This window comes from Vibrio sp. TRT 2004 (genome assembly GCF_050113735.1).
In the GTDB taxonomy this organism is placed as follows: domain Bacteria; phylum Pseudomonadota; class Gammaproteobacteria; order Enterobacterales; family Vibrionaceae; genus Vibrio.
This window is the reverse complement of record NZ_JBNJOH010000003.1, coordinates 1-24,207: the sequence shown is the minus strand read 5'-3', so window position 1 is coordinate 24,207 and position 24,207 is coordinate 1. Positions and strand designations below refer to the sequence as shown.

23 protein-coding genes, 2 tRNA genes, 1 rRNA gene and 1 other RNA gene are annotated in these 24,207 nt (G+C 44.5%); 13 read left to right on the top strand and 14 right to left on the bottom strand.

Going from position 1 to position 24,207, the window contains the following annotated elements:
• Positions 1-16: 16 nt before the first annotated feature.
• Positions 17-328 carry a hypothetical protein gene (locus ACQEXR_RS02010; RefSeq protein WP_331416244.1) on the bottom strand — a complete coding sequence of 104 codons (312 nt, stop codon included), beginning with the start codon at positions 326-328 and terminating at the stop codon, positions 17-19.
• 55 nt (positions 329-383) lie between these two features.
• A complete protein-coding gene (locus ACQEXR_RS02005) occupies positions 384-644 on the bottom strand; it encodes a succinate dehydrogenase assembly factor 2 (protein WP_138971856.1) in 261 nt (86 codons plus the stop codon).
• A 201-nt stretch (positions 645-845) separates the two neighbouring features.
• Between ACQEXR_RS02005 and ygfZ the strand changes: the two genes are divergently transcribed.
• The 3 genes from ygfZ (at position 846) to ACQEXR_RS01990 (ending at position 3,125) form a co-directional block, all read left to right on the top strand.
• A complete protein-coding gene (gene ygfZ / locus ACQEXR_RS02000) occupies positions 846-1,814 on the top strand; it encodes a tRNA-modifying protein YgfZ (RefSeq protein ID WP_427019684.1) in 969 nt (322 codons plus the stop codon).
• The gene (locus tag ACQEXR_RS01995; protein ID WP_331427467.1) at positions 1,807-2,283 is read left to right on the top strand and encodes a YbaK/EbsC family protein; all 477 of its coding nucleotides are present in this window, start codon (positions 1,807-1,809) and stop codon (positions 2,281-2,283) included. Before ygfZ ends, ACQEXR_RS01995 begins: the two co-directional genes overlap by 8 nt.
• A 635-nt stretch (positions 2,284-2,918) precedes the next feature.
• Complete coding sequence (locus tag ACQEXR_RS01990; RefSeq protein ID WP_138971859.1) at positions 2,919-3,125, top strand: DUF1107 domain-containing protein; 207 nt, start codon at positions 2,919-2,921, stop codon at positions 3,123-3,125.
• Between the two features lie 40 nt (positions 3,126-3,165).
• Here ACQEXR_RS01990 and ACQEXR_RS01985 read toward each other — a convergent pair whose 3' ends face one another.
• From ACQEXR_RS01985 to ACQEXR_RS01975, 3 genes are read right to left on the bottom strand one after another with little or no spacing between them, the layout of a single operon-like run.
• Positions 3,166-4,398, bottom strand: coding sequence for an FAD-dependent 2-octaprenylphenol hydroxylase (locus ACQEXR_RS01985; protein WP_426950691.1), 1,233 nt, complete (start codon positions 4,396-4,398; stop codon positions 3,166-3,168).
• 24 nt (positions 4,399-4,422) lie between these two features.
• Positions 4,423-5,598 carry a 2-octaprenyl-6-methoxyphenyl hydroxylase gene (gene ubiH / locus ACQEXR_RS01980; RefSeq protein WP_427019683.1) on the bottom strand — a complete coding sequence of 392 codons (1,176 nt, stop codon included), beginning with the start codon at positions 5,596-5,598 and terminating at the stop codon, positions 4,423-4,425.
• A gap of 11 nt (positions 5,599-5,609) precedes the next feature.
• Complete coding sequence (locus ACQEXR_RS01975) at positions 5,610-6,185, bottom strand: YecA family protein (protein ID WP_427019682.1); 576 nt, start codon at positions 6,183-6,185, stop codon at positions 5,610-5,612.
• A gap of 237 nt (positions 6,186-6,422) precedes the next feature.
• Here ACQEXR_RS01975 and ACQEXR_RS01970 point away from each other — a divergent pair, with 237 nt between their 5' ends.
• The 5 genes from ACQEXR_RS01970 to serA all read left to right on the top strand — a co-directional run bounded on the left by ACQEXR_RS01970 (position 6,423) and on the right by serA (position 9,754).
• Positions 6,423-6,731, top strand: coding sequence for a cell division protein ZapA (locus tag ACQEXR_RS01970; RefSeq protein ID WP_138971863.1), 309 nt, complete (start codon positions 6,423-6,425; stop codon positions 6,729-6,731).
• 18 nt (positions 6,732-6,749) lie between these two features.
• A non-coding RNA gene (gene ssrS / locus ACQEXR_RS01965) (6S RNA) lies at positions 6,750-6,932 on the top strand.
• A gap of 33 nt (positions 6,933-6,965) precedes the next feature.
• On the top strand, positions 6,966-7,553 hold the full coding sequence (locus ACQEXR_RS01960; RefSeq protein WP_427019681.1) for a 5-formyltetrahydrofolate cyclo-ligase: 588 nt from the start codon (positions 6,966-6,968) through the stop codon (positions 7,551-7,553).
• Positions 7,554-7,615: 62 nt separating this feature from the next.
• Positions 7,616-8,272 (top strand): ribose-5-phosphate isomerase RpiA, encoded by a 657-nt coding sequence (gene rpiA / locus ACQEXR_RS01955; protein ID WP_331416157.1) that lies wholly within the window; start codon positions 7,616-7,618, stop codon positions 8,270-8,272.
• A gap of 252 nt (positions 8,273-8,524) precedes the next feature.
• On the top strand, positions 8,525-9,754 hold the full coding sequence (serA, locus tag ACQEXR_RS01950) for a phosphoglycerate dehydrogenase (protein WP_138971866.1): 1,230 nt from the start codon (positions 8,525-8,527) through the stop codon (positions 9,752-9,754).
• A gap of 65 nt (positions 9,755-9,819) precedes the next feature.
• On the opposite strand, the gene ilvN is transcribed toward serA, so the two are convergent.
• From ilvN to ACQEXR_RS01920, 6 genes are all read right to left on the bottom strand, one after another.
• Entirely contained in the window at positions 9,820-10,314 is a 495-nt protein-coding gene (ilvN, locus tag ACQEXR_RS01945) for an acetolactate synthase small subunit (RefSeq protein ID WP_138971867.1), read from the bottom strand.
• A gap of 2 nt (positions 10,315-10,316) precedes the next feature.
• Positions 10,317-12,041 carry an acetolactate synthase 3 large subunit gene (locus tag ACQEXR_RS01940; RefSeq protein ID WP_427019680.1) on the bottom strand — a complete coding sequence of 575 codons (1,725 nt, stop codon included), beginning with the start codon at positions 12,039-12,041 and terminating at the stop codon, positions 10,317-10,319.
• Between the two features lie 438 nt (positions 12,042-12,479).
• Entirely contained in the window at positions 12,480-14,288 is a 1,809-nt protein-coding gene (locus tag ACQEXR_RS01935; RefSeq protein ID WP_427019679.1) for an AMP-dependent synthetase/ligase, read from the bottom strand.
• Between the two features lie 164 nt (positions 14,289-14,452).
• A complete protein-coding gene (gene leuO, locus ACQEXR_RS01930) occupies positions 14,453-15,412 on the bottom strand; it encodes a transcriptional regulator LeuO (RefSeq protein WP_426950688.1) in 960 nt (319 codons plus the stop codon).
• 393 nt (positions 15,413-15,805) lie between these two features.
• Positions 15,806-16,852 (bottom strand): MJ1255/VC2487 family glycosyltransferase, encoded by a 1,047-nt coding sequence (locus ACQEXR_RS01925; RefSeq protein ID WP_427019678.1) that lies wholly within the window; start codon positions 16,850-16,852, stop codon positions 15,806-15,808.
• On the bottom strand, positions 16,849-17,382 hold the full coding sequence (locus tag ACQEXR_RS01920) for a phosphatase PAP2 family protein (RefSeq protein WP_138971872.1): 534 nt from the start codon (positions 17,380-17,382) through the stop codon (positions 16,849-16,851). The genes ACQEXR_RS01925 and ACQEXR_RS01920 overlap by 4 nt, the downstream gene beginning before the upstream one ends.
• A 502-nt stretch (positions 17,383-17,884) precedes the next feature.
• Here ACQEXR_RS01920 and leuA point away from each other — a divergent pair.
• The 5 genes from leuA to ACQEXR_RS01895 all read left to right on the top strand — a co-directional run bounded on the left by leuA (position 17,885) and on the right by ACQEXR_RS01895 (position 23,569).
• Complete coding sequence (gene leuA / locus ACQEXR_RS01915) at positions 17,885-19,432, top strand: 2-isopropylmalate synthase (protein WP_426950684.1); 1,548 nt, start codon at positions 17,885-17,887, stop codon at positions 19,430-19,432.
• Positions 19,433-19,488: 56 nt separating this feature from the next.
• Complete coding sequence (gene leuB, locus ACQEXR_RS01910) at positions 19,489-20,580, top strand: 3-isopropylmalate dehydrogenase (RefSeq protein WP_269376496.1); 1,092 nt, start codon at positions 19,489-19,491, stop codon at positions 20,578-20,580.
• 71 nt (positions 20,581-20,651) lie between these two features.
• Entirely contained in the window at positions 20,652-22,052 is a 1,401-nt protein-coding gene (gene leuC / locus ACQEXR_RS01905; protein WP_427019677.1) for a 3-isopropylmalate dehydratase large subunit, read from the top strand.
• A gap of 11 nt (positions 22,053-22,063) precedes the next feature.
• Entirely contained in the window at positions 22,064-22,666 is a 603-nt protein-coding gene (leuD, locus tag ACQEXR_RS01900; protein ID WP_427019676.1) for a 3-isopropylmalate dehydratase small subunit, read from the top strand.
• Positions 22,667-22,786: 120 nt separating this feature from the next.
• Positions 22,787-23,569, top strand: coding sequence for a DUF547 domain-containing protein (locus ACQEXR_RS01895; RefSeq protein ID WP_427019675.1), 783 nt, complete (start codon positions 22,787-22,789; stop codon positions 23,567-23,569).
• A 109-nt stretch (positions 23,570-23,678) separates the two neighbouring features.
• On the opposite strand, the gene ACQEXR_RS01890 is transcribed toward ACQEXR_RS01895, so the two are convergent.
• The 3 genes from ACQEXR_RS01890 to ACQEXR_RS01880 form a co-directional block, all read right to left on the bottom strand.
• A tRNA-Asp gene (locus ACQEXR_RS01890) sits at positions 23,679-23,755 on the bottom strand.
• Between the two features lie 70 nt (positions 23,756-23,825).
• Positions 23,826-23,941, bottom strand: a 5S ribosomal RNA gene (gene rrf, locus ACQEXR_RS01885).
• Positions 23,942-23,999: 58 nt separating this feature from the next.
• Positions 24,000-24,075: transfer RNA gene (locus ACQEXR_RS01880), tRNA-Thr, on the bottom strand.
• Positions 24,076-24,207 lie beyond the last annotated feature (132 nt).

Genomic DNA, 24,207 nt, shown 5'->3' with positions numbered 1-24,207 from the left:
TCTCACTTGAGGGAGCCTAAGGCTCCCTTTTTAACATCACCACTAACTCACGATATTTTGCTTCTGTGACACTATCTCGCCACAGCATCACTCTTTCCTCATTGCGATGAATGATCACCAAGCCGATCGGTAAAAACGTGAACATCACTTTTTTGATCTTATGCCGACCACGAGTTGATTGATATTGCGTTGCAGAAAAAAAACTCACTTCATCTCGCAATGACTTAATAAGTAACGGTTCTGCCTTGACGTGTTTAAAAAGCACAAACAAAAGCAAAAAGGTTGGGGCTAATGGTAATGTAGAGAGGGTAATTATTGAGAAGGCCAAAACCAGTAGCAAGGTATTGGCCTTTAGAGCAATAGCTGATGGGGTTAAAGTGAGATTAACGCACTTTGCTGAGGTTATGCGCGACAATCTTATCTACCATTGCTGCATGGCCTAAGTTCTCGCTTCGACCATGTCCCATAATCCAGGTAAACAAATCTGGATCATCACACTCCAGCAGTGAGACAAAGTCACGTTGTTCATTTTCTTGTAGGCCATCAAAGCATTCTTCAAAAAATGGCATGATCACTACGTCGAGTTCTAACATTCCACGGCGACACGCCCATTTAATACGCGCTTTTTGTTCTGCGGGATACATTCTACTTCCTCACCTTATCGGTTGTTTGCGCCGAGTGTAACAAGCAAATAAGCTTACAACTAGTACGTCAGTCACACTCCCGACTAAGGTCACTATTTTCGTTCACTATCTAGATTATGAATGGCACACAATTCAAAAGGTTGTTTATCACTAGGAATAGGCGATAACATACGGCCATCAACTACTTATTAGGTAACTATCATGGATTGGCACAACGACTTTGCACCCTTACAACTCGCGTCAAATGATGTTCTTCCCCAACTGGCGATTGCCCCTCTCAACTCATGGGCTGCAATCACCATGGTTGGTGAAGATAAGAAGTCTTACTTACAAGGCCAAGTTACCTGCGATGTGGTTAAGCTAGAACCACATTTATCCACATTTGGCGCACACTGCGATGCCAAAGGTAAAGTCTGGAGTGTATTCCGACTCTTCCATCACAATGATGGTTATGCCATGTTTCAACCGTCAGCAGTGATCGAAAAAGAGCTGGCAGAAATTAAAAAATATGCCGTTTTTTCAAAGGTAGAAATCAAGCAAGCCGACGAGATCGCTCTGGGTGTGATGGGTGAAAAGGCAACCGAACTGGTTGATACACTCTCTACTCTATCTGGAGATGTGCGCCCAATAGAGGGTGGAACAGCCGTTAAAATAGACCACCAGCGCTGGTTGCTGCTGGTAACACAAGAGGCGGCACAGCACATTGTGGCTTCAAGCCAAGCTGACAAGGTTGATGAGACACTTTGGACACTCCTCGATATCCAAGCGGGTTTGCCGATCTTAACAGCTGAACAGCAAAATGAGCACATACCACAAGCACTCAATGTTCAAGCTTTAGCGGGTATTAGCTTCACTAAAGGCTGTTACACCGGACAGGAAACGGTAGCACGAGCTAAATATCGCGGGATTAACAAACGTGCGCTATTCATTATTAAAGGGGAAGCACAGCAGGAGATTGCTGCTAACGCAGAACTAGAGCGTGCTGTTGGAGAAAACTGGCGTAGCGCGGGTCAATTGCTCGCACACTATCGCTATAGTGATAACCATGCCTTGGCTCTTGTTGTATTACCAAACAACTTGGAAGAGGACACTCAGCTACGCCTTAAAGACCAGACTCAAAGTCAGTGGACTTTCGCGTCCCTTCCTTACTCACTTGAAGACAATGACTAGTCCGTTTTCTACTCATATTACCCAATACCTTGAATCGCAGCAGGTCAATTTTCGCCTGCTGCCTCATCAACGTCCAGCCGTCACAATTGAAGATGCGGCGATGCAAAGAGGTATTCGCCCAAGTCAGATGGTGAAGTCGATTGTACTGAGAGATATGAGCAATCGTTACGCCATCGCTTGTGCACCCGGAGATCAATCTATCGATCCCAAGAAAGTCAGGGCTTTACTAGAGTGGCGACGTATGACCTGCGTATCTATGGAACAGGTAGCGAGTTTAACGGGCTACCAGATTGGTACCGTCGTTCCCCTTCTTTTAAAAACGCCAATGACCGTGATCTTCGATCAACAACTTTTGAGTGAACCTGAAGTCACCATCAGCAGTGGCTCCAATATGGCGGGCATTGCCCTCCAATGTGATGATTTGATTCGCCTTTGCCAACCTAGAGTCGCCAATATCTGCCGCGACTGAAACGAAACCTACCCAAGTTGGATAACATTCAGATATTTTTTTGCAATCGATTGCATCAATTGGTGATTAGCGTCTCACGCCTAAGTATTGGTTGTTAAATTATTATTCAATTTAAAAGCATAAGTAGTCATGGTGTGTTTTTTGAAGTATTCTGTTTTTGTTGGTTAAAGTTCGAACAAAGGTCATGTGCCCCGTTCGACACTCGCTGAAGAGTCTGTACATAACTTGCAATGCGAGTGCACTCCTTCTCCAACAAAAAAAGTGAATCCACTGATTGTTTCAGGACATCCACTTTTTGTGTAATGCATCTGTGACTATTCGCCCGCCTTGAAGCGGGCTTTTTTTTTGCAAATTTAACACCAAATTAACACCTAGTTAAAAAGTTAAACTATTCTTAAAACTGTCACATAGTTGAGGCTTAATACTTCACGATTAAGACCTTCTATAAGTTCCTAACTCAGAACATAAATGAGGTAATTATCACAATAATTTGGATATTTATCCGCGAATTTGCCTACAGCAACACAAATATCCAAATAACACAGTTTTGACTGCATATTCCCCCATGACAATCACACTATTAATGGTGGGAACTCAGTATAATTGCGGTGCTTGCTAAACATAAGGACAAATGTATGAGACTGTTTAAGCGCTATACACCAGGTATGATTGCTAAACACATTAGTCGACTATTTAAAGGAAGGATTTATATCTACGGAGTAGGTAAATTTGAGTTTGATAACGGTAAGCTAATTCTGCCAGAAAAGGCAGAGCGCAGGCATTTTCAAGCGGTAAAAGAGATCAATAAAGAAATCATGAAACTCCGCTGTGCATACGCATAACAGAATTTAAAAAGGGTTGGCAATGCCAACCCTTTCCACTTTAGTGGGTTTGAGATTTTATTCCTCTGTTCTGTGCCAGTTTCGGCAAATCACCTTTCAAACCCAATGCGCGCTTCATAATCTCATCTTTTGCACCAGGAAGTTGGCCTGCTAGCTTCATACCTATACCGCGGAGCAGTTTTTTCGCTGGATTATTGCCTTCGAAGAGATCTTTAAATCCTTGCATTGCCGCAATCATCTTAGCGGCCTCAGCTTTACGCCAACGTTCATAACCCCGTAGATTTCGTTTAGTCCCAAAGTCTTCACCTTGCTGCCACATTTCTAGTACTTGTTGGGCTAGACTCGCCGCATCAAGCAAACCTAAGTTTACCCCCTGCCCTGCGAGTGGGTGAATGGTATGTGCCGCATCTCCAACTAATGCAACTCGCTCTGTCACAAAGTCGCGTGCATAGCGCATTTTTAATGGGAAGGCGAATCGCTCACCAAGCACTTCACACAAGCCAAGTCGATTGTCAAACTCAGCAGTAAGCACTTTACTAAACTCATTGGCTGACATACCAAGTAAACGTTCAGCACGATTCGGTTCCGTCGACCACACAATAGAACTCAAATTATCTTCACCTAAAGGAAGAAAAGCCACTGGACCTTGAGGTGTAAAGGTTTGACGTGCAACACTTTGGTGAGATTCTTGAGTACGAACGTTAGCAACAATCGCGCTGTGACCGTAATCCCAATGTGTCAAAGGAATATCTTGCTGCTTGCGTACCCAAGAGTTGGCGCCATCAGCACCAACAACTAGCTTGGCCGTCAATGATTGCCCGCTATCTAAGTTGATCCATGCTTCACTCTCTCCAATCGCCATCGAAGCACATTTCGCCGGCATAAATAGAGTGACATTACTTTGCTGCTTAACTTGATCAAGTAACGCAAGTTGAATAACTCGGTTCTCTACAATATGACCGAGGTCCGGTTGCGCTAGCTGCTGTGCTTCGAACTCAATTCGAGCAAAACTGTCTTGTTCCCAGACTTCCATTGCACGATAAGGGGCCGCTCGACGCTGAACGATTCCTTGCCATGCCCCTAGGTTTCGCAAAATTGTCTCACTAGAACGACTTAATGCTGAAACACGCACATCAGGAAGCTCACCAAGCTCACTTTCTGGTTCACGACTTTCGATCACCGCGATACGTAGTTCTGTATCTTTGAACGCAGCGGCGAGCGCTAAGCCAACCATTCCACCACCAACAATGGCGATATCTACACTTTGCATCATATCTTTGTGTCCTTGCTGATATCTCTAACGAGACACCAAACCTAATGTTCTTCTCAATAGTGGTGTTTTGAGTATCGGCAAATTATCCATCGCAAACAGACCCACATTTCGCCCGATCCGCGTCGCTAAGTAATCATTTGAAAACAGATGTACTAACGCAGAGGTCATCTCAATTGTCGCATCACGATCATCACATCGAGACTGCTTAAAGCATTTTAAAACCTGATAACAACCCACATCATGTGTCGAATTTGCAATACTTTCAGCCAAGGTAGCGACGTCTCTGATACCTAAGTTAAATCCCTGTCCAGCGATAGGGTGAAGCGTTTGTGCCGCATTCCCGACAACAGCAAAGCGGTGCGAAACATTTTCTTTTCGGTATCTAAGTAGTAACGGGTAGCTCGCTCGCTGTCCGACTTTTTTTAACTTACCTAACCGCCAACCAAATGCCGTTTGAAGCTCTGACAAGAACTGTTTGTCATCATAGTCCATGACTTCTGTGGCATGTTCTGGACGCAAACACCAAACTAAGGACATACGCCCTTCCGACATAGGTAACAGGGCAACAGGTCCAGACTCGGTGAAACGCTCAAATGCTTGCCCCTTATGAGCAAGCTCTGTGGTAACATTCGCTATCACAGCAACTTGATCGCAGTTATGCTCAGTCAGTTCATGCCCCAACTGCTGGCAACAGGTAGACATCGCGCCATCTGCCGCAACCAACAATTTACCTTCAACCACCGTTTCATTGGTGAGCCTTATCTGCACTTTTTTCTCATGACGAGTAACTTGACTTACAGAGGCTTGGATCAGTTCAATATTGCCGTCTAACTGAGCCTGACTATTGTAAATACGACCAACATCAGCCAATTCGACAACATACCCCAAGGCTTCTAGACCCACTTCCTGAGTTGCGATATCGGTCAGACCTGCATGGGTTCGGTCGGAGACATGAATGTGTTCAATTGGCGTGGCAATTTTTGCAATTTCTTCCCATAAACCAAACTTCCTCAGGATCGCCGCGCTACCATAGGAAAGTGCAATCGAACGTGAATCAAAGCCAGGATGAGCCTGATGATCAACCTGAAATGGCTCTATCACGGCAATAGACAAAGGTTGTTGAGAGAGCTTGTTAATTGCCAGCGCCAGGGTCATCCCCGCCATCGCGCCACCAGCAATAACGACATCAAACTGCTTCATCGAGATACCTATTAATGAATCGTTGGAGCCTGTTTCTCGGCCGGCTTTTGACCAAACTCAGCGTGAATAGTTAACACACACGCTTTAACGTGCTCGATCACCTGCTCAAGCAATTGAGCTTGTTCTTCAAGGTCATCGTCTTCATCAATACCAAGCTTGGCGATCTCTTCTAAATCTGCCAGCGCTTCTTTGACATCACTTGACGCTTTGCTTAATGCGGCGTTGATAAGACCAAGACCAGAAATAAAGTGGTTAACCCATTCGGCCAAACCATCTGCGACGTCAAACAGTGTTGCACTCGCTTCATCATCGGGAAGGAGTAGCTCAAGATCCATTCCAGAACCTGTTAGCTCCTGAATAGTTGCATCTAAAGTGCCTTCGGCTAACTGCAAAGATTTTGTAGGCCACCCCATACCTTCACTCACATAGTCATAAACAAGTGGCTGCCAACTTTTATCTATTAGGCTCAAACCGCCACAAAGCATTCCAGTGAGCAAGCCGTGAAGTTCTGCTGGGTTAACCGCTAAGCCTGCCGACTGTAACTCACTGGCAAATGTCAGATAATCAGGTAATTTGGTGTCGCTCATTGCTATGACCTAAAATAAAGTAAATATCCTCAATCGTATCACTTACCAAAGCAGGCGAAAACGCGTGATTGCGCAATTGTGGGGAGCTTTTACACAAATTGCCCAATTACTGTGTTGTTACACACTGATTTTGGTTAGGTCTAACTGAAAAGCTTGAATCTTAATAAGGCTTTTTCTATAGTTTCTCCCTCGGTGATTATCTGCTTTATCACCTTAGACAACAGATATAGAGTCGGTATGAGTAATCAAGCGGTAGAAGTCGAAATCTTAGGCAAACTAACTCGTGTTAACTGTCCAGCAGGACAAGAAGAGTCTTTGATCAATGCAGCAGCACGTTTAGATGATCGCCTTAAAGAGTTAGCGGCTAAAACCAAGATGACCAACGAAGTACAGCTGCTGACCTTTGTTGCCTTAAACTTTTGTCACGAACTCGAAGTCCGCGACAACGATTCAAAGCAGGAACAAGATGCAATGGTTGAGCGTATGGAACTGCTCTCTGCGTCTTTGGATGATGCAATTAGTAAAGTTAAGCCAGGACAGCAGTAACCTTTACACCATCAAGAATTTACCCTGGAGTGTTCGTGAGGGGATTAAGTCCCTGAGCCGATAAGCAATACCCAAGGGTTAGTACTTGATAGCTATTGAGCAAGCTCGGCTTGTACCGAGAAGCCTACGGTTATCTCTGCTGATCCGCCTTGAACCAGCTGGTTCAAGGGTCCATATCTCCAACGGCACTCTGGGGTATCCCTATCTCGATACCCAGCAACCATGGGTAATGTCATGACTCTTTCACGCCAAGACTTACGCAAAGTCATTCGACAGAAACGCAATGCGCTCAGTAGCGACACGCAATATCTGGCAGGATTAGACTTAGTGACACAATTCAAGCAATTGCCTGAGATCGCCTCAGCACAACACATCGCTTTGTACATCACCGCAGATGGCGAGATCGATACTAAACCACTCATTGAATGGCTATGGCATCAGGGAAAGGATGTCTACTTGCCTGTAATTCATCCCTTCTCCCACGGTCATCTACTGTTTCTTCGATACTCAAGCACGACACCTATGGTGCTAAACCGCTATGCAATTGCAGAACCCAAATTAAACCAGACTCAGATTATTCCTGTCGCTCAGCTTGATCTCATCTGCACCCCTTTAGTCGCTTTTGACTCGACTGGACATCGCCTAGGAATGGGAGGGGGCTACTACGATCGAACGCTAGAGCCTTGGTTCAACACACGCCTCGGGCCTAAACCGATTGGATTAGCCCATGACTGCCAACAAGTCGACTCACTGCCTATTGAGTCTTGGGATGTACCTCTACCTAAAATAGTGACGCCAAGCCAGATCTGGGATTGGGAATAAAACCAATTTGCAGCTATAATCGCCGCCGCAAACGATTTTACTACCGCCTCTAGGAGATGAGCATGACTCAAGATGAAATGAAGAAAGAAGCTGGTTGGGCAGCACTTAAGTATGTTGAAAAAGGCAGCATTGTTGGTGTTGGTACAGGCTCTACTGTGAATCACTTCATCGATGCACTTGCAACAATGAAAGATGACATCAAAGGTGCTGTTTCAAGCTCTGAAGCATCAACTGAAAAGCTAAAAGGTCTCGGCATTGAAGTCTTCGACTGCAACGATGTTGCGATGCTAGACATCTATGTTGATGGTGCTGATGAGATCAACGCATCTCGTGACATGATCAAAGGCGGTGGCGCAGCACTGACTCGTGAGAAAATTGTTGCTGCTATTTCTGAGAAGTTCGTCTGTATCGTTGACAATACTAAAGCAGTCGACGTACTTGGCCAATTCCCACTACCAGTAGAAGTTATCCCAATGGCACGCTCTTACGTCGCTCGCCAGTTGGTTAAATTAGGTGGTGATCCTGCTTACCGTGAAGGTGTAGTCACTGACAATGGCAACGTTATTCTTGATGTGCATGGCATGAAGATTACTGATCCAAAAGATCTAGAAGATAAAATCAACTCTATTGCTGGTGTCGTCACTGTTGGTCTATTCGCACACCGTGGTGCTGATGTTGTCATCACTGGCACGCCGGAAGGGGCAAAAATCGAAGAGTAACCCATCAATTTTGGTTATTTCATTACAAGCGGCGCCATTTGGCGCCGTTTTTTTCATTTTAATCAATAAATATTCTGCCTTATTCCGTAATTTTCTTACCCAAACTGTATTTTTTTTGTTAAGTTAATGGTCAGAAGACGCACAAGGAAAACGTTTGCGTGCTACATAACGCTGATAAAAACGTTTGCTTTATCTGCTTTAGTCTAATGTGCGCCACTTAAGCCCAATTTCCCCACTTTAAGGAAGAAGACAATGGCCAAAGTTTCACTGGAAAAAGACAAAATAAAAATTCTCTTGCTTGAAGGTCTACATCCATCAACAGTAGAAGTTCTTCAGGCTGCCGGCTACACCAACATTGAGTATCACAAAGGTTCACTTCCAGAAGATGAGCTTCTAGAAGCCGTTAAGGATGTCCATTTTATTGGTATCCGTTCGCGCACTAATTTGACAGAAGAAGTGATCAACGCTGCCGAAAAGTTAGTCGCCATTGGCTGTTTCTGTATTGGTACCAACCAAGTTGATCTTAAAGCAGCCGCATCTCGCGGTATTCCAGTATTTAACGCACCTTTCTCAAATACACGTAGTGTTGCGGAATTGGTACTAGGTCAGATCTTATTGCTACTACGCGGTATTCCAGAAAAGAACGCGCTAGCTCACCGTGGTATTTGGAAGAAGAGTGCTGACAATTCATACGAAGCACGCGGTAAACGTTTAGGTATTATCGGTTATGGTCACATTGGTACACAGTTAGGTATTATTGCTGAAAACCTGGGTATGCGTGTCTACTTCTACGATATTGAGAACAAGCTTTCACTAGGTAACGCGACTCAAGTCCACACTATGAGTGAGCTTCTGAATAAATGTGATGTCATCTCACTTCACGTTCCTGAAACCGCTGATACAAAGAACATGATGGGTGCCGAAGAGTTCGCTCGCATGAAGCCAGGTTCAATCTTTATCAACGCTGCTCGTGGTACCGTGGTTGATATCGAAGCACTCTGCCATAGTCTGGAAGCAGGTCACCTTGCTGGTGCGGCAATTGACGTATTCCCGACCGAGCCAAAAACCAACGCAGATCCATTTGAGTCTCCACTGCAAAAATTCGATAACGTGATCCTAACTCCTCACGTAGGCGGCTCAACTCAAGAAGCTCAAGAAAACATTGGCGTAGAAGTAGCAGGAAAGTTGGCTAAGTACTCAGACAATGGTTCAACGCTATCAAGCGTTAACTTCCCTGAAGTTTCTCTACCAGAGCATCGCGATTGTTCACGACTGCTGCACATTCACGAAAACCGTCCAGGTATTCTGACTCAAATTAACACCATCTTCGCTGAAGAGGGGATTAACATCGCAGGTCAATACCTACAGACAGCAGCAGACTTCGGTTATGTGGTTATTGATGTAGAAACGGAACGCTCTGAAGAAGCACTGAAGAAGCTCAAAAGCATCGAAGGTACTATTCGCGCTCGTATCCTTCACTAATCAATTCATAAATGCAAAAAACCACCGTTATACGGTGGTTTTTTTTATTGGCTAAACAGCGACTTTTAAGGTTTTAAAGCGCGTTCACCACGAGCGATTCCAACTACACCACTGCGCGCAACTTCGATCACTTCTGTTACTTCAGAAATGGCCTGAATAAAGGCATCAAGTTTCTCGCTGGTTCCTGCCATCTGTACCGTGTACTGGGAAGCCGTGACATCAACAATCTGACCACGGAAGATATCAGCAGTACGTTTAACTTCCGCACGTGAAAAACCGCTGGCTTTCACTTTCACCATCATAAGTTCACGTTCGATATGGTCAAGCTCTGTCACTTCCTGCACTTTAAGGACATCAATCAGTTTGTTAAGTTGCTTCTGGATCTGCTCCAGTTCCATGTCATCAGAGATGGTTGTAATGTTTAAACGCGATAATGTTTCATCATCTGTCGGTGAAACCGTTAGAGATTCGATGTTGTAAGCACGTTGAGAAAACAGACCAACAACACGCGATAAAGCCCCCGGTTGGTTTTCCATTAGTAGTGAAATAATGTGTCTCATAATTACGTTCTCTCCGTCTTGCTTAACCACATTTTGTCCATACCCTCACCTTTGATCTGCATTGGGTATACATGCTCAGTCTCGTCCACATTGATATCAACAAACACTAAGCGATCTTTCATATCAAGTGCTTGTTTTAGACCAGATTCCAACTGATCTGGAGACTCAATTCGGATACCAACATGGCCATAAGCTTCAGCAATGGCGGCAAAATCAGGAACAGAACTCATATATGAGTTTGAATGGCGGCCTTGGTAAATAATGTCTTGCCATTGTTTTACCATGCCTAAGAATCGGTTATTCAAGTTAATGATTTTAACAGGGATATCGTATTGCATTGCTGTCGATAGTTCCTGAATATTCATTTGGATACTGCCGTCACCAGTCACTACCACCACTTCTTCTTCAGGCTTGGCGAACTTAACACCCATACCTGCTGGTAGACCGAAGCCCATCGTGCCAAGACCACCAGAGTTGATCCAGCGGCGAGGTTTATTGAATGGGTAGTAAAGGGCTGCAAACATTTGGTGCTGACCTACATCAGAAGCAACATAAGCGTCGCCATTTGTCAGCTTGTGCAAGGTTTCAATAACTTGCTGAGGCTTAATACGCTCAGATGATGTCTCATAAGACAAACACTCACGATCACGCCACACTTGGATCTCATCCCACCAGCGATTTAAAGCATCTTGATCGTTCGTGCTACCCTGCTCTTCAAGCAGTTTAACCATGCTTTCGAGAACTTTTTCTGCAGAGCCTACAATAGGCAGATCCGCTTTCACGTTTTTCGAGATTGATGAAGGATCAATATCGATATGCATTACTTTAGCGTCTGGGCAGTACTTCTCTAGACTATTTGTGGTTCGGTCATCAAAGCGAACGCCGACACCAAAAATGAGATCCGCTCTATGCATCGCCATATTGGCTTCATACACACCATGCATACCCAACATGCCTAAGGAATTTTTATGAGTGCCGGGGAATGCACCAAGCCCCATCAAAGTACTGACTACAGGTAGATTTAGCGCTTCAGCCAATTTAGTTAGGTGCTCTTCTGCACCAGAAATAACGGCGCCACCACCTACATACAGCACAGGTCGTTTTGCTTCTAGAAGGGTCTTCAGACCTTTCTTGATTTGACCTTTGTGACCAGTCGTTGTCGGTTTGTAAGAGCGCATTGAAATAGCTTGAGGGTACTCATACGGCAGCTTAACCTGAGGATTCATTACATCTTTAGGTAAATCAATAAGTACAGGGCCAGGGCGACCGGTGGTTGCAATATAGAAGGCTTTCTTAACCGTTTCAGGAATGTCTTCAGCTTTCTTTACTAAGAAACTGTGTTTAACAACTGGGCGAGATACACCCACGATATCACACTCTTGGAATGCGTCATTACCAATCATGTTATTCGGTACGTTGCCCGAAATTACGATCATTGGAATAGAGTCCATATACGCCGTCGCAATACCAGTAATGGTGTTGGTAGCACCAGGGCCAGAACAGACAAGCACTACACCTGGGTTGCCAGTGGCTCGTGCATAGCCATCAGCCATATGAGTTGCTGCTTGTTCATGACGAACGAGTACATGCTTAATTTGATCAGTTTTTGCGTGAAGCGCATCGTAGATATCTAAAACAGAACCGCCTGGGTAGCCAAAGATCTGTTCTACGCCTTCTTCGATCAGAGATTGAACAACCATCTCTGCTCCGGACAACATTGCTGCCATATTTTTCTCCTTAAACCAGTTTGTCATCGGATAAGGTCAATCTGATGAGCTGGTTTTCCATAGTCTAGGTCTTATTCGTAGCCTAATTCGAAATATTTCCACTTTTTCGGCTATGTCTTGCTCATAGGTAACATAAAGCAAAGTAACGCAACAAATGTAACGTTTTATTATCAACGGGTCTAATGCGATTTATCTCCCACTTTGAAGATTGCACTGGAAAGTAATTATTTATAGCAAGATGAGTCTAAAACAACCCTTTCAAACAGATTCAATCACCTGCAAAAACTAGAAATTAAGTAATAAATTCTGTTCTTTTTTTCAAGCCACATGAATAAGCAACATCAAAACCATCATATAAGCACAATAAAAAATCCCCCAGCAAGCGAACTTGCTTGTTGGGGGATTTTTAATCACTCAGAAAATTAACTATCGGAAATATTAGTTTTTATCCGACTTGTCCTTGTACATTTCTTCGATTTCATCTTGATACTTGTCGTTAATCACCTTACGACGCAGTTTTTGTGTCGGTGTCAGTTCACCATCGTCCATAGAGAAGGCTTTCGGCAATAACTTGAACTTCTTCACTTGCTCAAACTTCGCCAACTCTTTTTGTAAGTCATTGACGCGCTTTTCTAGCATTTCGACTATCTGATGGTGCTTAATCAACTCGACCCGATCATGATATTTGATGTTGAGCTCTTTAGCGTATTCTTCTAACGAGTCATAACACGGCACTATCAGAGCAGAGACAAATTTGCGCGTATCCGCAATAACAGCAATCTGCTCGATAAAGTGATCTTTGCCGATTGCGCCTTCAATCATTTGTGGAGCGATATACTTACCATTCGACGTCTTCATTAGCTCTTTGATTCGATCTGTAATGAACAAATTGCCATTCTCATCGATATGACCAGCATCACCTGTTTTCAGAAAGCCATGTTCGTCAAAGGTTTTCGCTGTCTCTTCCGGCATTTTGTAGTAACCACGCATGACCATTGGACCACGAACAAGAATCTCGTTGTTCTCACCAATCTTGACCTGAGCGCCCGGCATCGCCATACCTATTGAGTCAGGATTGAAACATTTATCATCCCAGCACGATACGGTCGCTGTGGTCTCTGTCATGCCGTAACCCAACTTTACGTTGATACCAATCGCATGGAAGAAGCGACCGATGGTTTCATCGAGCTTAGCGCCACCACACGGCATAAAATTGATTTGACCGCCAAGCAAAGCACGTAGCTTTGACAAGACCAGTTTGTCTGCCAATGCATGCGCTTTCTTCAGAGCAATGGAAGGTTTGCGCCCTTCTTGATGACACAATGCCATTTTCGCACCCATATTTACTGCCCAAGTAAATAAAACTTTGCGAATAAATGGTGCTTTAGCCACTTTTTCATGGATCGCTGAGAAGATCTTTTCGTAGAAGCGAGGCACCGCACACATCACTGTCGGGCGTACTTCACTCAGGGCTTCACGAACTTGCATAGTGTCTTGTAGGTAACAGTTCGTCGCCCCTTTGTACAGCACGTAGAACGTCCAAGCGCGCTCAAATACATGCGAAAGAGGTAAGAAACAGAGCGACACATCAGATTCACTCAAACTTAATCTCTGATCGTGGCCTTCCAACTGCGCAGCAATATTCGCGTAATCCAACATTACGCCCTTAGGCTGCCCAGTAGTACCCGATGTGTAGATAAGTGTTAGTAGGTCGTCGAAGCATACCTGCTCTAATCGGGCATTCAATTCTGGTTGATGCATTTCGTTCGACTGAGCAATGAATTTTTGCCAACCAATAGCAAAACTATGTTCGCCAACTTGTACGTCATCGGACATAGCCACAATCAGTTCTAATTGTTCGCATTGGTCAAAGATGGATACAGCAGCGTCAAATTGAGCTTGCTCACCGACAAATAATACTCGGACATCCGCATTCTGCAGGATGTAAGCTGACTGAGCGGCAGTGTTGGTTGGATAAATAGGTACTGTGACGGCACGCAGTTGTAATGCTGCGAAATCTGCCACTGTCCACTGTGGCATGTTGTTGGAGAAGATACCAATCTTGTCTTGGACTCGTATTCCCTGAGCCAATAGTGCAAGTGAAAGAGAATCAACTTGCTGACCAAACTGCTTCCAGCTAATACCATTCCACATGTTGCCCACTTTATGTTTGAGCGCAATGCGGTCGCTGCCTTTCGCAATCTGTTCTCGAATTCGTTTTACAATGTGAAAATCTAGGTTGGCCATCTTTACTACCTTTAGCTTACACCTGTAAGCTTTATTAAGCGCACAAGTGTACATTTCGGGTTAGAAAAGGCAACTGATGAGCATCAAAGTTATCAATTAAAATAGTAAAAAACCTTGAATGGCGCGAACCATCCAAGGCTTTTCCTATCAATGAATACTGACAATTACTTTAGGGCAACCACTTCACCGCAGATCATCATCAGTTGATCGCGCAGCCAGATATGGCCCTTGTCTTTTTCGCTTGATTCATGCCAGCTTAAGAAGCCACTGATTTGACCGTTTTCATACGGGAACTCGATGACTTGCAACTGCTCTTTGTTTGCTGCATTTTCGACCATCCAGCGTGGCGCGATTGTCACTAGCTCAGATTGACCTACAACGTAGAGAACGTTGCTTAGGCTCGTACCCTCATAGTATGCCTGAACATCCAGATCTCGGTACGCTTGCTCAGAGAAGCTACGCTGACCGTGAACTTTAGATAACTTAGCATGACGTTCACCAAACAATTGTGCTGGGCTTACTGACCCTTGAATACGTGGGTGTGCTTTAGATGCCACTACAACCAACTCATCTTGGAAGATTTCTGTGCTTGAAAAGCCTTGCTCATCAAAACGAGCATAATCGATAACAAAGTCGATCTCTTGGTAACGCATTCTCTCTGCAAGTTGGCGATCGAATTCAGCATCTAGGTGGAGCTGTACATTAGGTGCAAGCTCGTGAATCGTTGACATTATCTTTGGCGCAAAACGCATGTCACATGGGCTGCAAATTGCCAGTTTGAATAGACGAGTAGATGTCTCTGGAGAGAAAACTGAGCTTGGTAATTCATTACGAATAAGTTGCAGAGCCTGACGAACAGGACCAAACAGCTGACGAGCTCGTTGAGTCGGTTGAATACCGCGTCCCTGACGCATAAATAGCTCATCATTAAACATCACTTTAAGACGCGCTACAGCGTTACTTACTGCTGGCTGTGACATACCCAGATTATGCGCAGCGCGAGTGATATTTTGTTCTTGCATGACCGCATCGAACACAGTTAAAAGGTTTAAATCTACTCCACGTAAAGTACTTTCCATGCGGTAGCTAGCGATAGCACTCATAGACTCTTTTTTGTCAATCATTGGGCAAGCCTCTTTAATTCATCAACGTAAATGGTTACTAACTTCAAAATGAGTTGGGAATAGAAAACCAAAGGTTCGCCGCATCCATTATATTTAGTTGTTAGATGCTTTATGGCGAATCACTACTATCAACGAATAATTCAGCAATTAGCAATAAGATTGACAATTAATCAGTATTTTTTACTTAACTCGACACTGATCCCTTCAAAAACAATCGCTTAAAAAGATTATAAAAAAATATCAAGGTCGTTTTTATAGTGATTATTAGATCTATTTGATATTAATTTCTAACTTATTTTTAGAAAGGGATTTATGGATGGGACTTATCAATGACAACGACAACGTAAAAATGGCATCAATAGTTTGAAGCCATTTTACGCTAAGAAAGAAGATCTATACGTTAATCGCATAACTCGGGAAATCGACTTTTTCCCACAGGCTCTCAGTCAATAGAGATTGGTCGTCCCAATTGCCTTGTTTAATCCAGCTCACGATCGCTGCGGCCACATCAGGATATTGGACACTTTCAGCCGAGTCTTCATCAAGCCATCGCCTCACTGCGGATGCATCTAAATCATCCATACACGATGCCAAGCCAAGTCCTTCCAATGTCGCGACATTACTTATCTGCTCAAACTGGCCACTTAAAGGTTTAAGCAACAGTTTTTTTCCTAGAGTCAACGCCTCTGAAGGCAGCTCAAATCCCCCATTTGCAATAACACCTTCACAACGCTGTAAATGGGATTGAAACGAGTCGAGGCTAAGTGGCAAACAGTGAATATTGGCAAGCACTTGAGGCTCTACAATCTCTGGGTGATAACATACAAACTTCTGATTTGAGAAGCGTAGCAACAAATCCGTGATGTCAGATAAGCTTTCAAATGGCAAGTAAACGAGCACATAGTCTTCTTCCCTCCAGTGCCCTTTCTCAGTGTGAATAATCGGAGGGAGGATAGGCTGGTCAAAGTGATACCAGTGCAAGCCAATATGGTGTGTGGCCGGAGCAAAATGCTTAATAACCAGTTTGTCCAGCCAACTCGCTCCTTTGATCGGTACCGAGTAGCGAAAAGCATTTTGATGACTAATACTGATCGAGGGAATCTTCTGCCTTTTAGCGGCCCAAGCAGATACCGGCTCAAAATCATTCAGTACTAAGTCATAGTCGGACAAATCAAACTGACTGACATCACGCCAAAATTTCCAAAGATTATTCGACACCAGTGTCTTAGCCATATCTACCCTACCTTTGTGGGTAGCAAATGAAAGACCTGCCCGAGTTTGAAAATGACCGAATGCTTCCATCGAGAAATAGTGCTGCTCATTTCTTCCCGTAAAGAGGTAATCAACATCTAAACCTTCATTAGCGAGACATTTTGCCATCGCACGAGCACGCGCAATATGTCCATTGCCTGTCCCTTGAACTCCGTACAATATTTTCATCCATTCATCCCCAATGCGATCAGAGCGAACTGCGCGCTACCGACTCCAAGCAATACGCCGATAAGAACGTCCGTTAAGAAATGAACGCCTAACAAAATTCTTGAGCTTGCAATCAAGGCCGCCCAAACAAACGCAAATAGCTGCCATTCCATATAAAAATGACCGATGACAGTCGCCATCAGGAAAGCGGCAGCAGTATGCCCAGACGGCAGACTATAGCGGTCTGAAGGTGTAATAAAAGAAGTGACTAAATCGGAAAGCTCTTCTGGGCGACGACGTTTAAATAGGTTTTTAGCCAACCAATAGATCGGCAGTTCTATAACAAAAGCGCACAAACCAACAGCAAGAAATGTTCGCCCTTCCACACCACCATAAACAAAAGCGAAAAGTCCGAGCAAAGCGTATAGATGGCCATCTCCCGTGTGAGAAATCACCTTACTTAAACGCGACACTGGATAACAAAATTTATGTTGTAAACAGAATAGGGAAAACGCTAAATCAAACTTAGCAATGGGCTCCATTGAACGCATTTCCAGCTCCTTTTATTACCTATCTTGCTTAAACTTAATTCGAGTTGGTGACAGGCAGGTGAAACTTTGACTGAGTTTCGATGACAAGCTCACCAGCATGGACGAGTGGTCATTGGTTCAACCTATTCTTCCAGAGCACATTACTGAAATACCAACCGACGATTCATCTGTTAAACTGGCAGTTTGCCGCTGGAACTGATCTAAGATGAATAAAAAACACACTTTAGGGTTGACGTTGTCCGTTGAGTGCGGTACTAATTTGTTAACTTAAATATGTGGATTATTTAACGCCCCTAAAGGAATCGTTAACAATGATGAACCGTTTTTCTATCCTGCTGAGCCTCCTCCTTATCGTGACATAATCGCGCGGGTAGGCTGTGGAAGAAAAACAACCACACAGAATTACAACAAACCCGCACTCAGATGCGGGTTTTTTTATATCTAAATACCGGAAGTAAACGATTAACTCGTGCAAATGCACATAATCACTAAGGAAGTAAACATGAATGATCAAGTCATTATTTTCGACACCACCTTGCGTGATGGCGAACAAGCGTTGTCAGCAAGCTTGACGGTTAAAGAAAAACTGCAGATTGCCTATGCGCTTGAAAGGCTCGGCGTTGATGTTATTGAAGCGGGTTTTCCTGTTTCTTCTCCTGGTGATTTTGAGTCGGTACAAACCATCGCTCGCAACATTAAGAACAGTCGAATTTGTGCCCTTTCGCGAGCCGTTGCGAAAGATATTGATGCCGCTGCCGAAGCTTTAAAAGTTGCAGACCAGTTCCGAATCCATACCTTTATTTCTACTTCCACCGTTCACGTTCAAGACAAACTTCGTCGCAGTTACGATGACGTCGTCGAAATGGGTGTAAAAGCAGTCAAACATGCTCGTAATTACACCGATGATGTCGAGTTTTCTTGTGAAGATGCGGGGCGCACACCTATTGATAACTTATGTCGCATGGTTGAAGCCGCTATCAACGCAGGGGCAAGAACGATCAATATCCCAGATACAGTTGGCTACACAGTGCCAAATGAATTTGGTGGCATTATCCAAACCCTGTTCAACCGAGTGCCAAATATCGACAAAGCGATCATTTCGGTACACTGCCATGACGACTTAGGCATGTCAGTAGCAAACTCCATTGCCGCTGTACAAGCAGGTGCTCGTCAGATTGAAGGCACCATTAATGGTATTGGCGAACGTGCTGGCAACTGCTCACTTGAAGAAATCGCAATGATCATCAAGACCAGACAGGAGCTACTTGGTGTTCACACTGGTTTAAAGCATGATGAAATCCATCGCACCAGTAAATTGGTTAGTCAATTGTGCAACATGCCGATTCAAAGCAACAAAGCAATAGTAGGTGCGAATGCATTTAGCCACTCATCAGGCATTCACCAAGATGGCATGTTAAAGAACAAGAATACCTACGAGATCATGACACCTGAGTCGATAGGTCTTAAGAATCAAGCGTTGAACCTAACTAGCCGAAGTGGACGTGCAGCAGTGAAAAGCCATATGGATGCAATGGGCTACAAAGAAGATGAGTACAACCTAGATGCACTTTATGAAGACTTCTTAAAGTTGGCTGACCGTAAAGGCCAAGTGTTTGATTATGATTTAGAAGCCTTGATGCATTTCTCTAATCTACGTGAAGAAGATGACTTTTATAAATTGAACTATCTAAGCGTTCAGTCAGGAAGCGTAATGGCAACCACAAGCATCAAGATACAGTGTGGTGATGAGGAAACTTGTGAAGCCGCAGTCGGTAACGGTCCTGTTGATGCTCTTTACCAGTGTATCTATCGTGTAACTGGTTATGATATTGTTCTAGATAAGTTTGATTTAACCGCGAAAGGCGAAGGTGAGGATGGCTTAGGTCAAGCTGACATCATCGCTAACTACAAAGGTCGCAAATATCACGGCACAGGTGTTTCAACTGATATCGTAGAAGCTTCTGGTCAAGCGCTATTGCATGTGATTAACAGCATCCATCGCGCCAACAAAATCGAAGAAATCAAACAGAAAAAAATCGCAACAGTATAAGTGAGACTCCAAGGACGCGAGTCGCCTTGGAGGAAAATAAAAATTAAAGGATTACCATGACAGACAAATCATACAAAATTGCTGTACTACCCGGTGACGGCATTGGCCCAGAAGTAATGTCACAAGCACACAAAGTGCTAGACGCTATCGAGAAAAAATACGCGATCGAATTTGTGCGTGAAGAACACGATGTTGGTGGCATTGCGATCGATAACCACGGTTGCCCATTACCAGACAGCACAGTGAAAGCTTGTGAAGAATCTGATGCCGTGCTTTTTGGTTCTGTTGGTGGCCCTAAGTGGGAACATCTTCCGCCTAACGATCAACCAGAACGTGGTGCCCTACTTCCACTACGTAAACACTTCCAGCTATTTTGTAACCTTCGCCCAGCGCAAATCCATAAAGGTTTAGAAGCATTCTCTCCTCTTCGTGCAGATATCTCAGAGCGCGGATTCGACATTGTTGTTGTGCGTGAGCTAACTGGTGGTATCTACTTTGGCCAGCCAAAGGGACGTGAAGGTGAAGGCGCAAATGAGAAAGCATTTGATACCGAGGTTTATCACCGTTACGAGATCGAACGTATTGCTAAGATTGCGTTCGAGTCAGCCCGCCTTCGTAACAACAAAGTATGCTCGATTGATAAAGCGAACGTGCTGCAAAGCTCTATCCTTTGGCGTGAAGTGGTTGAAGAGATCGCGAAAGACTATCCTGATGTTGAGTTGTCGCATATGTACATCGACAACGCCACAATGCAACTCATTAAAGACCCATCGCAATTTGACGTCATGCTATGTTCGAACATCTTCGGTGACATCATCTCTGATGAGTGTGCAATGATCACAGGTTCAATGGGAATGCTGCCTTCAGCCTCTCTTAATGAAAGCAAATTTGGCCTATACGAACCAGCGGGCGGAAGCGCACCAGACATCGCGGGCAAAAATATCGCTAACCCAGTGGCGCAAATCCTGTCAGCAGCTCTGATGTTACGTTACAGCCTAGGTGAAGAAGCAGCAGCTCAGGACATCGAAACAGCGGTATCAAAAGCACTATCAGCAGGGGAATTAACCGCAGATCTTTCAGGTGACAAGCCGGCGCTATCCACCTCTGAGATGGGCGACAAGATTGCAGAGTACATTCTTAATTCGTAGTAAACCAATTTAATAATAATGAATTAGCAGTAGGTAAGCCGTTACCTGCTGCTATACACAGGAAAGTAATAATGGGCAAAACACTATATGAAAAAGTCTACGACGCTCACGTCGCCGTAGCCGCAGAGGGTGAGAACCCAATTTTGTACATCGACCGCCATTTAGTTCATGAAGTAACATCACCTCAAGCCTTTGATGGCCTGCGAGAAAAAGGGCGTAAAGTACGTCAGGTGAGTAAAACCTTCGCTACGATGGATCACAACGTATCGACCACGACCAAAGACATCAATGCGTCAGGTGAAATGGCACGTATCCAGATGGAAACGCTATCGAAGAACTGTGAAGAGTTTGGTGTCACCCTTTACGATATCAACCACAAATACCAAGGTATCGTGCATGTCATGGGGCCAGAACTTGGTATCACTCTACCTGGTATGACTATCGTTTGTGGTGACTCACATACGGCAACACACGGAGCTTTTGGTTCACTAGCGTTTGGTATCGGCACTTCAGAAGTTGAGCATGTTTTAGCAACTCAGACTCTAAAACAAGCTCGCGCTAAAACCATGAAGATCGAAGTTAAAGGCAAAGTAGCACCGGGCATCACAGCCAAAGATATCGTATTGGCAATCATCGGTAAAACTACCGCCGCTGGCGGTACAGGTTACGTTGTTGAGTTCTGTGGTGAAGCCATCACTGACCTTACAATGGAAGGTCGAATGACAGTTTGCAACATGGCGATTGAACTAGGTGCTAAAGCTGGCTTAATTGCGCCAGATGAAACCACATTCAACTACGTTAAAGGTCGTAAGTTCTCTCCTCAAGGTGCAGATTTCGATGCAGCAGTAGAGTACTGGAAGACCTTAAAAACCGATGATGACGCCGAGTTCGACGCTGTCGTTACACTAGAAGCCGCAGATATTAAACCTCAGGTCACTTGGGGAACGAACCCAGGTCAAGTTATCGCTGTTGACCAACCTATCCCTGCGCCAGAAAGCTTTACAGACCCAGTAGAAAAAGCTTCAGCGGAAAAAGCACTTGCTTACATGGGCTTAGAGGCGGGCAAATCACTTTCAGAATACTCAGTAGACAAAGTGTTTGTCGGCTCTTGTACTAACTCTCGTATCGAAGATATGCGCGCTGCTGCGCAAGTCGCTAAAGGTCGTAAAGTGGCCGCTCATGTTCAAGCTTTGATCGTTCCAGGTTCAGAGCAAGTGAAAGCGCAAGCAGAAGCGGAAGGTCTGGATGTTATCTTCAAAGAAGCTGGGTTTGAGTGGCGCTTACCAGGTTGTTCGATGTGCTTAGCAATGAACAATGACCGATTGGGTCCTCAAGAGCGTTGTGCATCTACATCAAACCGTAACTTCGAAGGCCGTCAAGGTCGTGATGGACGTACACACTTAGTCAGCCCAGCAATGGCAGCAGCAGCAGCAATTGCTGGCCATTTTGTCGACATTCGTAACTTGGATTAAGGAGAAACAACATGTCAGGTTTTAAACAGCATAAAGGCTTAGTTGTTCCTCTAGACGCAGCAAACGTCGACACCGATGCAATTATCCCTAAACAGTTCCTACAGAAGGTATCTCGTTTAGGTTTTGGTAAGCACCTTTTCCATGATTGGCGTTTTCTTGATGACGCTGGCAAACAGCCAAATCCAGAGTTTGTGATGAATGCGCCGCGTTATAAAGGGGCATCTATCCTGCTTGCTCGTGAAAACTTTGGCTGCGGTTCATCACGTGAACACGCTCCATGGGCGCTTGCCGATTACGGCATTCGCGCAATGATAGCTCCAAGCTTCGCAGATATTTTCTACGGTAACTCTATCAACAACCAAATGGTTCCGGTCCGCTTAACTGAGCAAGAAGTTGATGAAATCTTCAAGTTTGTTGAAGCCAACGAAGGTGCTGAAGTCGAAGTTGATCTCGAAGCAAACAAAGTACGAGCAAATGGCAAAGAGTACTCATTTGAAATCGATGAATTCCGCCGTCACTGTCTACTAAACGGTTTAGATAACATCAGTCTTACTCTACAACACGAAGATAAGATCGCGAGTTACGAAGCCAACATCCCTAGCTTCTTGAAGTAATTCAATCTGCCAATAAATAACAAAGGTTAGCTTAAGCTAGCCTTTTTTGTTTGTAGCTGAAACAAACACCCAATAAGCTTGGTCTAGTAATAAAAGTCTATCACCACTGGAATTTAGCCTATGACACGTATTATTGCTCTGCTAGTCACACTGATCTCTCTCAATGTTTTTGCCGCCCCCAAGTCAGATCTTTGGCCTTATTGGCAACAAGCCAATCAGAGTAACCAGGCCAGCATTTCACACCAAGCATGGCAAACTTTCCTTGATAGCTATCTAGTTACAGACAGTGACTACACGCTCGTGAAATATGACGACGTTTCCGAACAAGACAAGCAACAACTAGACCTGTACATCTCTACTCTTGCCAAGATCGATCCTCGAACATACTCACTGGATGAACAGTATGCCTACTGGGTTAACCTATACAATGCAATCACAGTTCAACTCATTGTCGATGCCTATCCAATTAAGTCGATTACCAAGTTAGGTGGCCTTTTTAGCTTTGGGCCATGGGGAGATGAAGTGATTACTGTGGCTGGACAACCGCTTTCTCTAAATGACATAGAGCATCGTATCTTACGCCCTATCTGGAACGATCCTAGAACACACTACGCAGTTAACTGTGCAAGCTTAGGTTGCCCTAACTTACAGAGCCAAGCCTTCACCGCAGCGAACACAGAACAGTTATTGGAACTCGCTGCAAAGCAGTTTATCAATAGCGATAAGGGTGTGTTAGTAAATGGTGACAATATCCGCCTCTCATCTATCTATGATTGGTTTATCGCTGATTTTGGCGATCAACAGCAGCTAGTTACTCATATCAATCGGTATCGCAAGCAACCGATCATATCGGTTAAAGGAGCGAGCTATGAGTATGATTGGGATTTAAATGTGAAGAGATAAAAGCGCTTTTAAAACGGTGAAGGTGCGTCGCAGGCAACCTGTAGTCGAAGTGCACAATACGCGGATAAAACAAAAAGACCCCAGCATTTCTGCTGGGGTCTGGAATAAGTGGCGGAGCGGACGGGACTCGAACCCGCGACCCCCGGCGTGACAGGCCGGTATTCTAACCAACTGAACTACCGCTCCGCACTGGTTAGACTCTTAAGTCTAAGTTTTTTGCCTTTGGATTTTTCTGAAATCCAAAAACAGAAAGGGAACCTGGCGATGTCCTACTCTCACATGGGGAAACCCCACACTACCATCGGCGCTAATTCGTTTCACTTCTGAGTTCGGAATGGAATCAGGTGGGTCCAAATCGCTATGGTCGCCAAGTAAAATTCTTTACGTTTTGCTTTAAACTCAATGCATAAAGTTTATAACAAACAGTAACTGGTGCTGATACCCAGACTCGAACTGGGGACCTCATCCTTACCAAGGATGCGCTCTACCACCTGAGCTATATCAGCATCAAGATATCCCTGTGGGACTAAAAAAGCCCGTTCTTACAAACGGGCTCTTAGTAATTTAAAGCCTGGCGATGTCCTACTCTCACATGGGGAAGCCCCACACTACCATCGGCGCTAATTCGTTTCACTTCT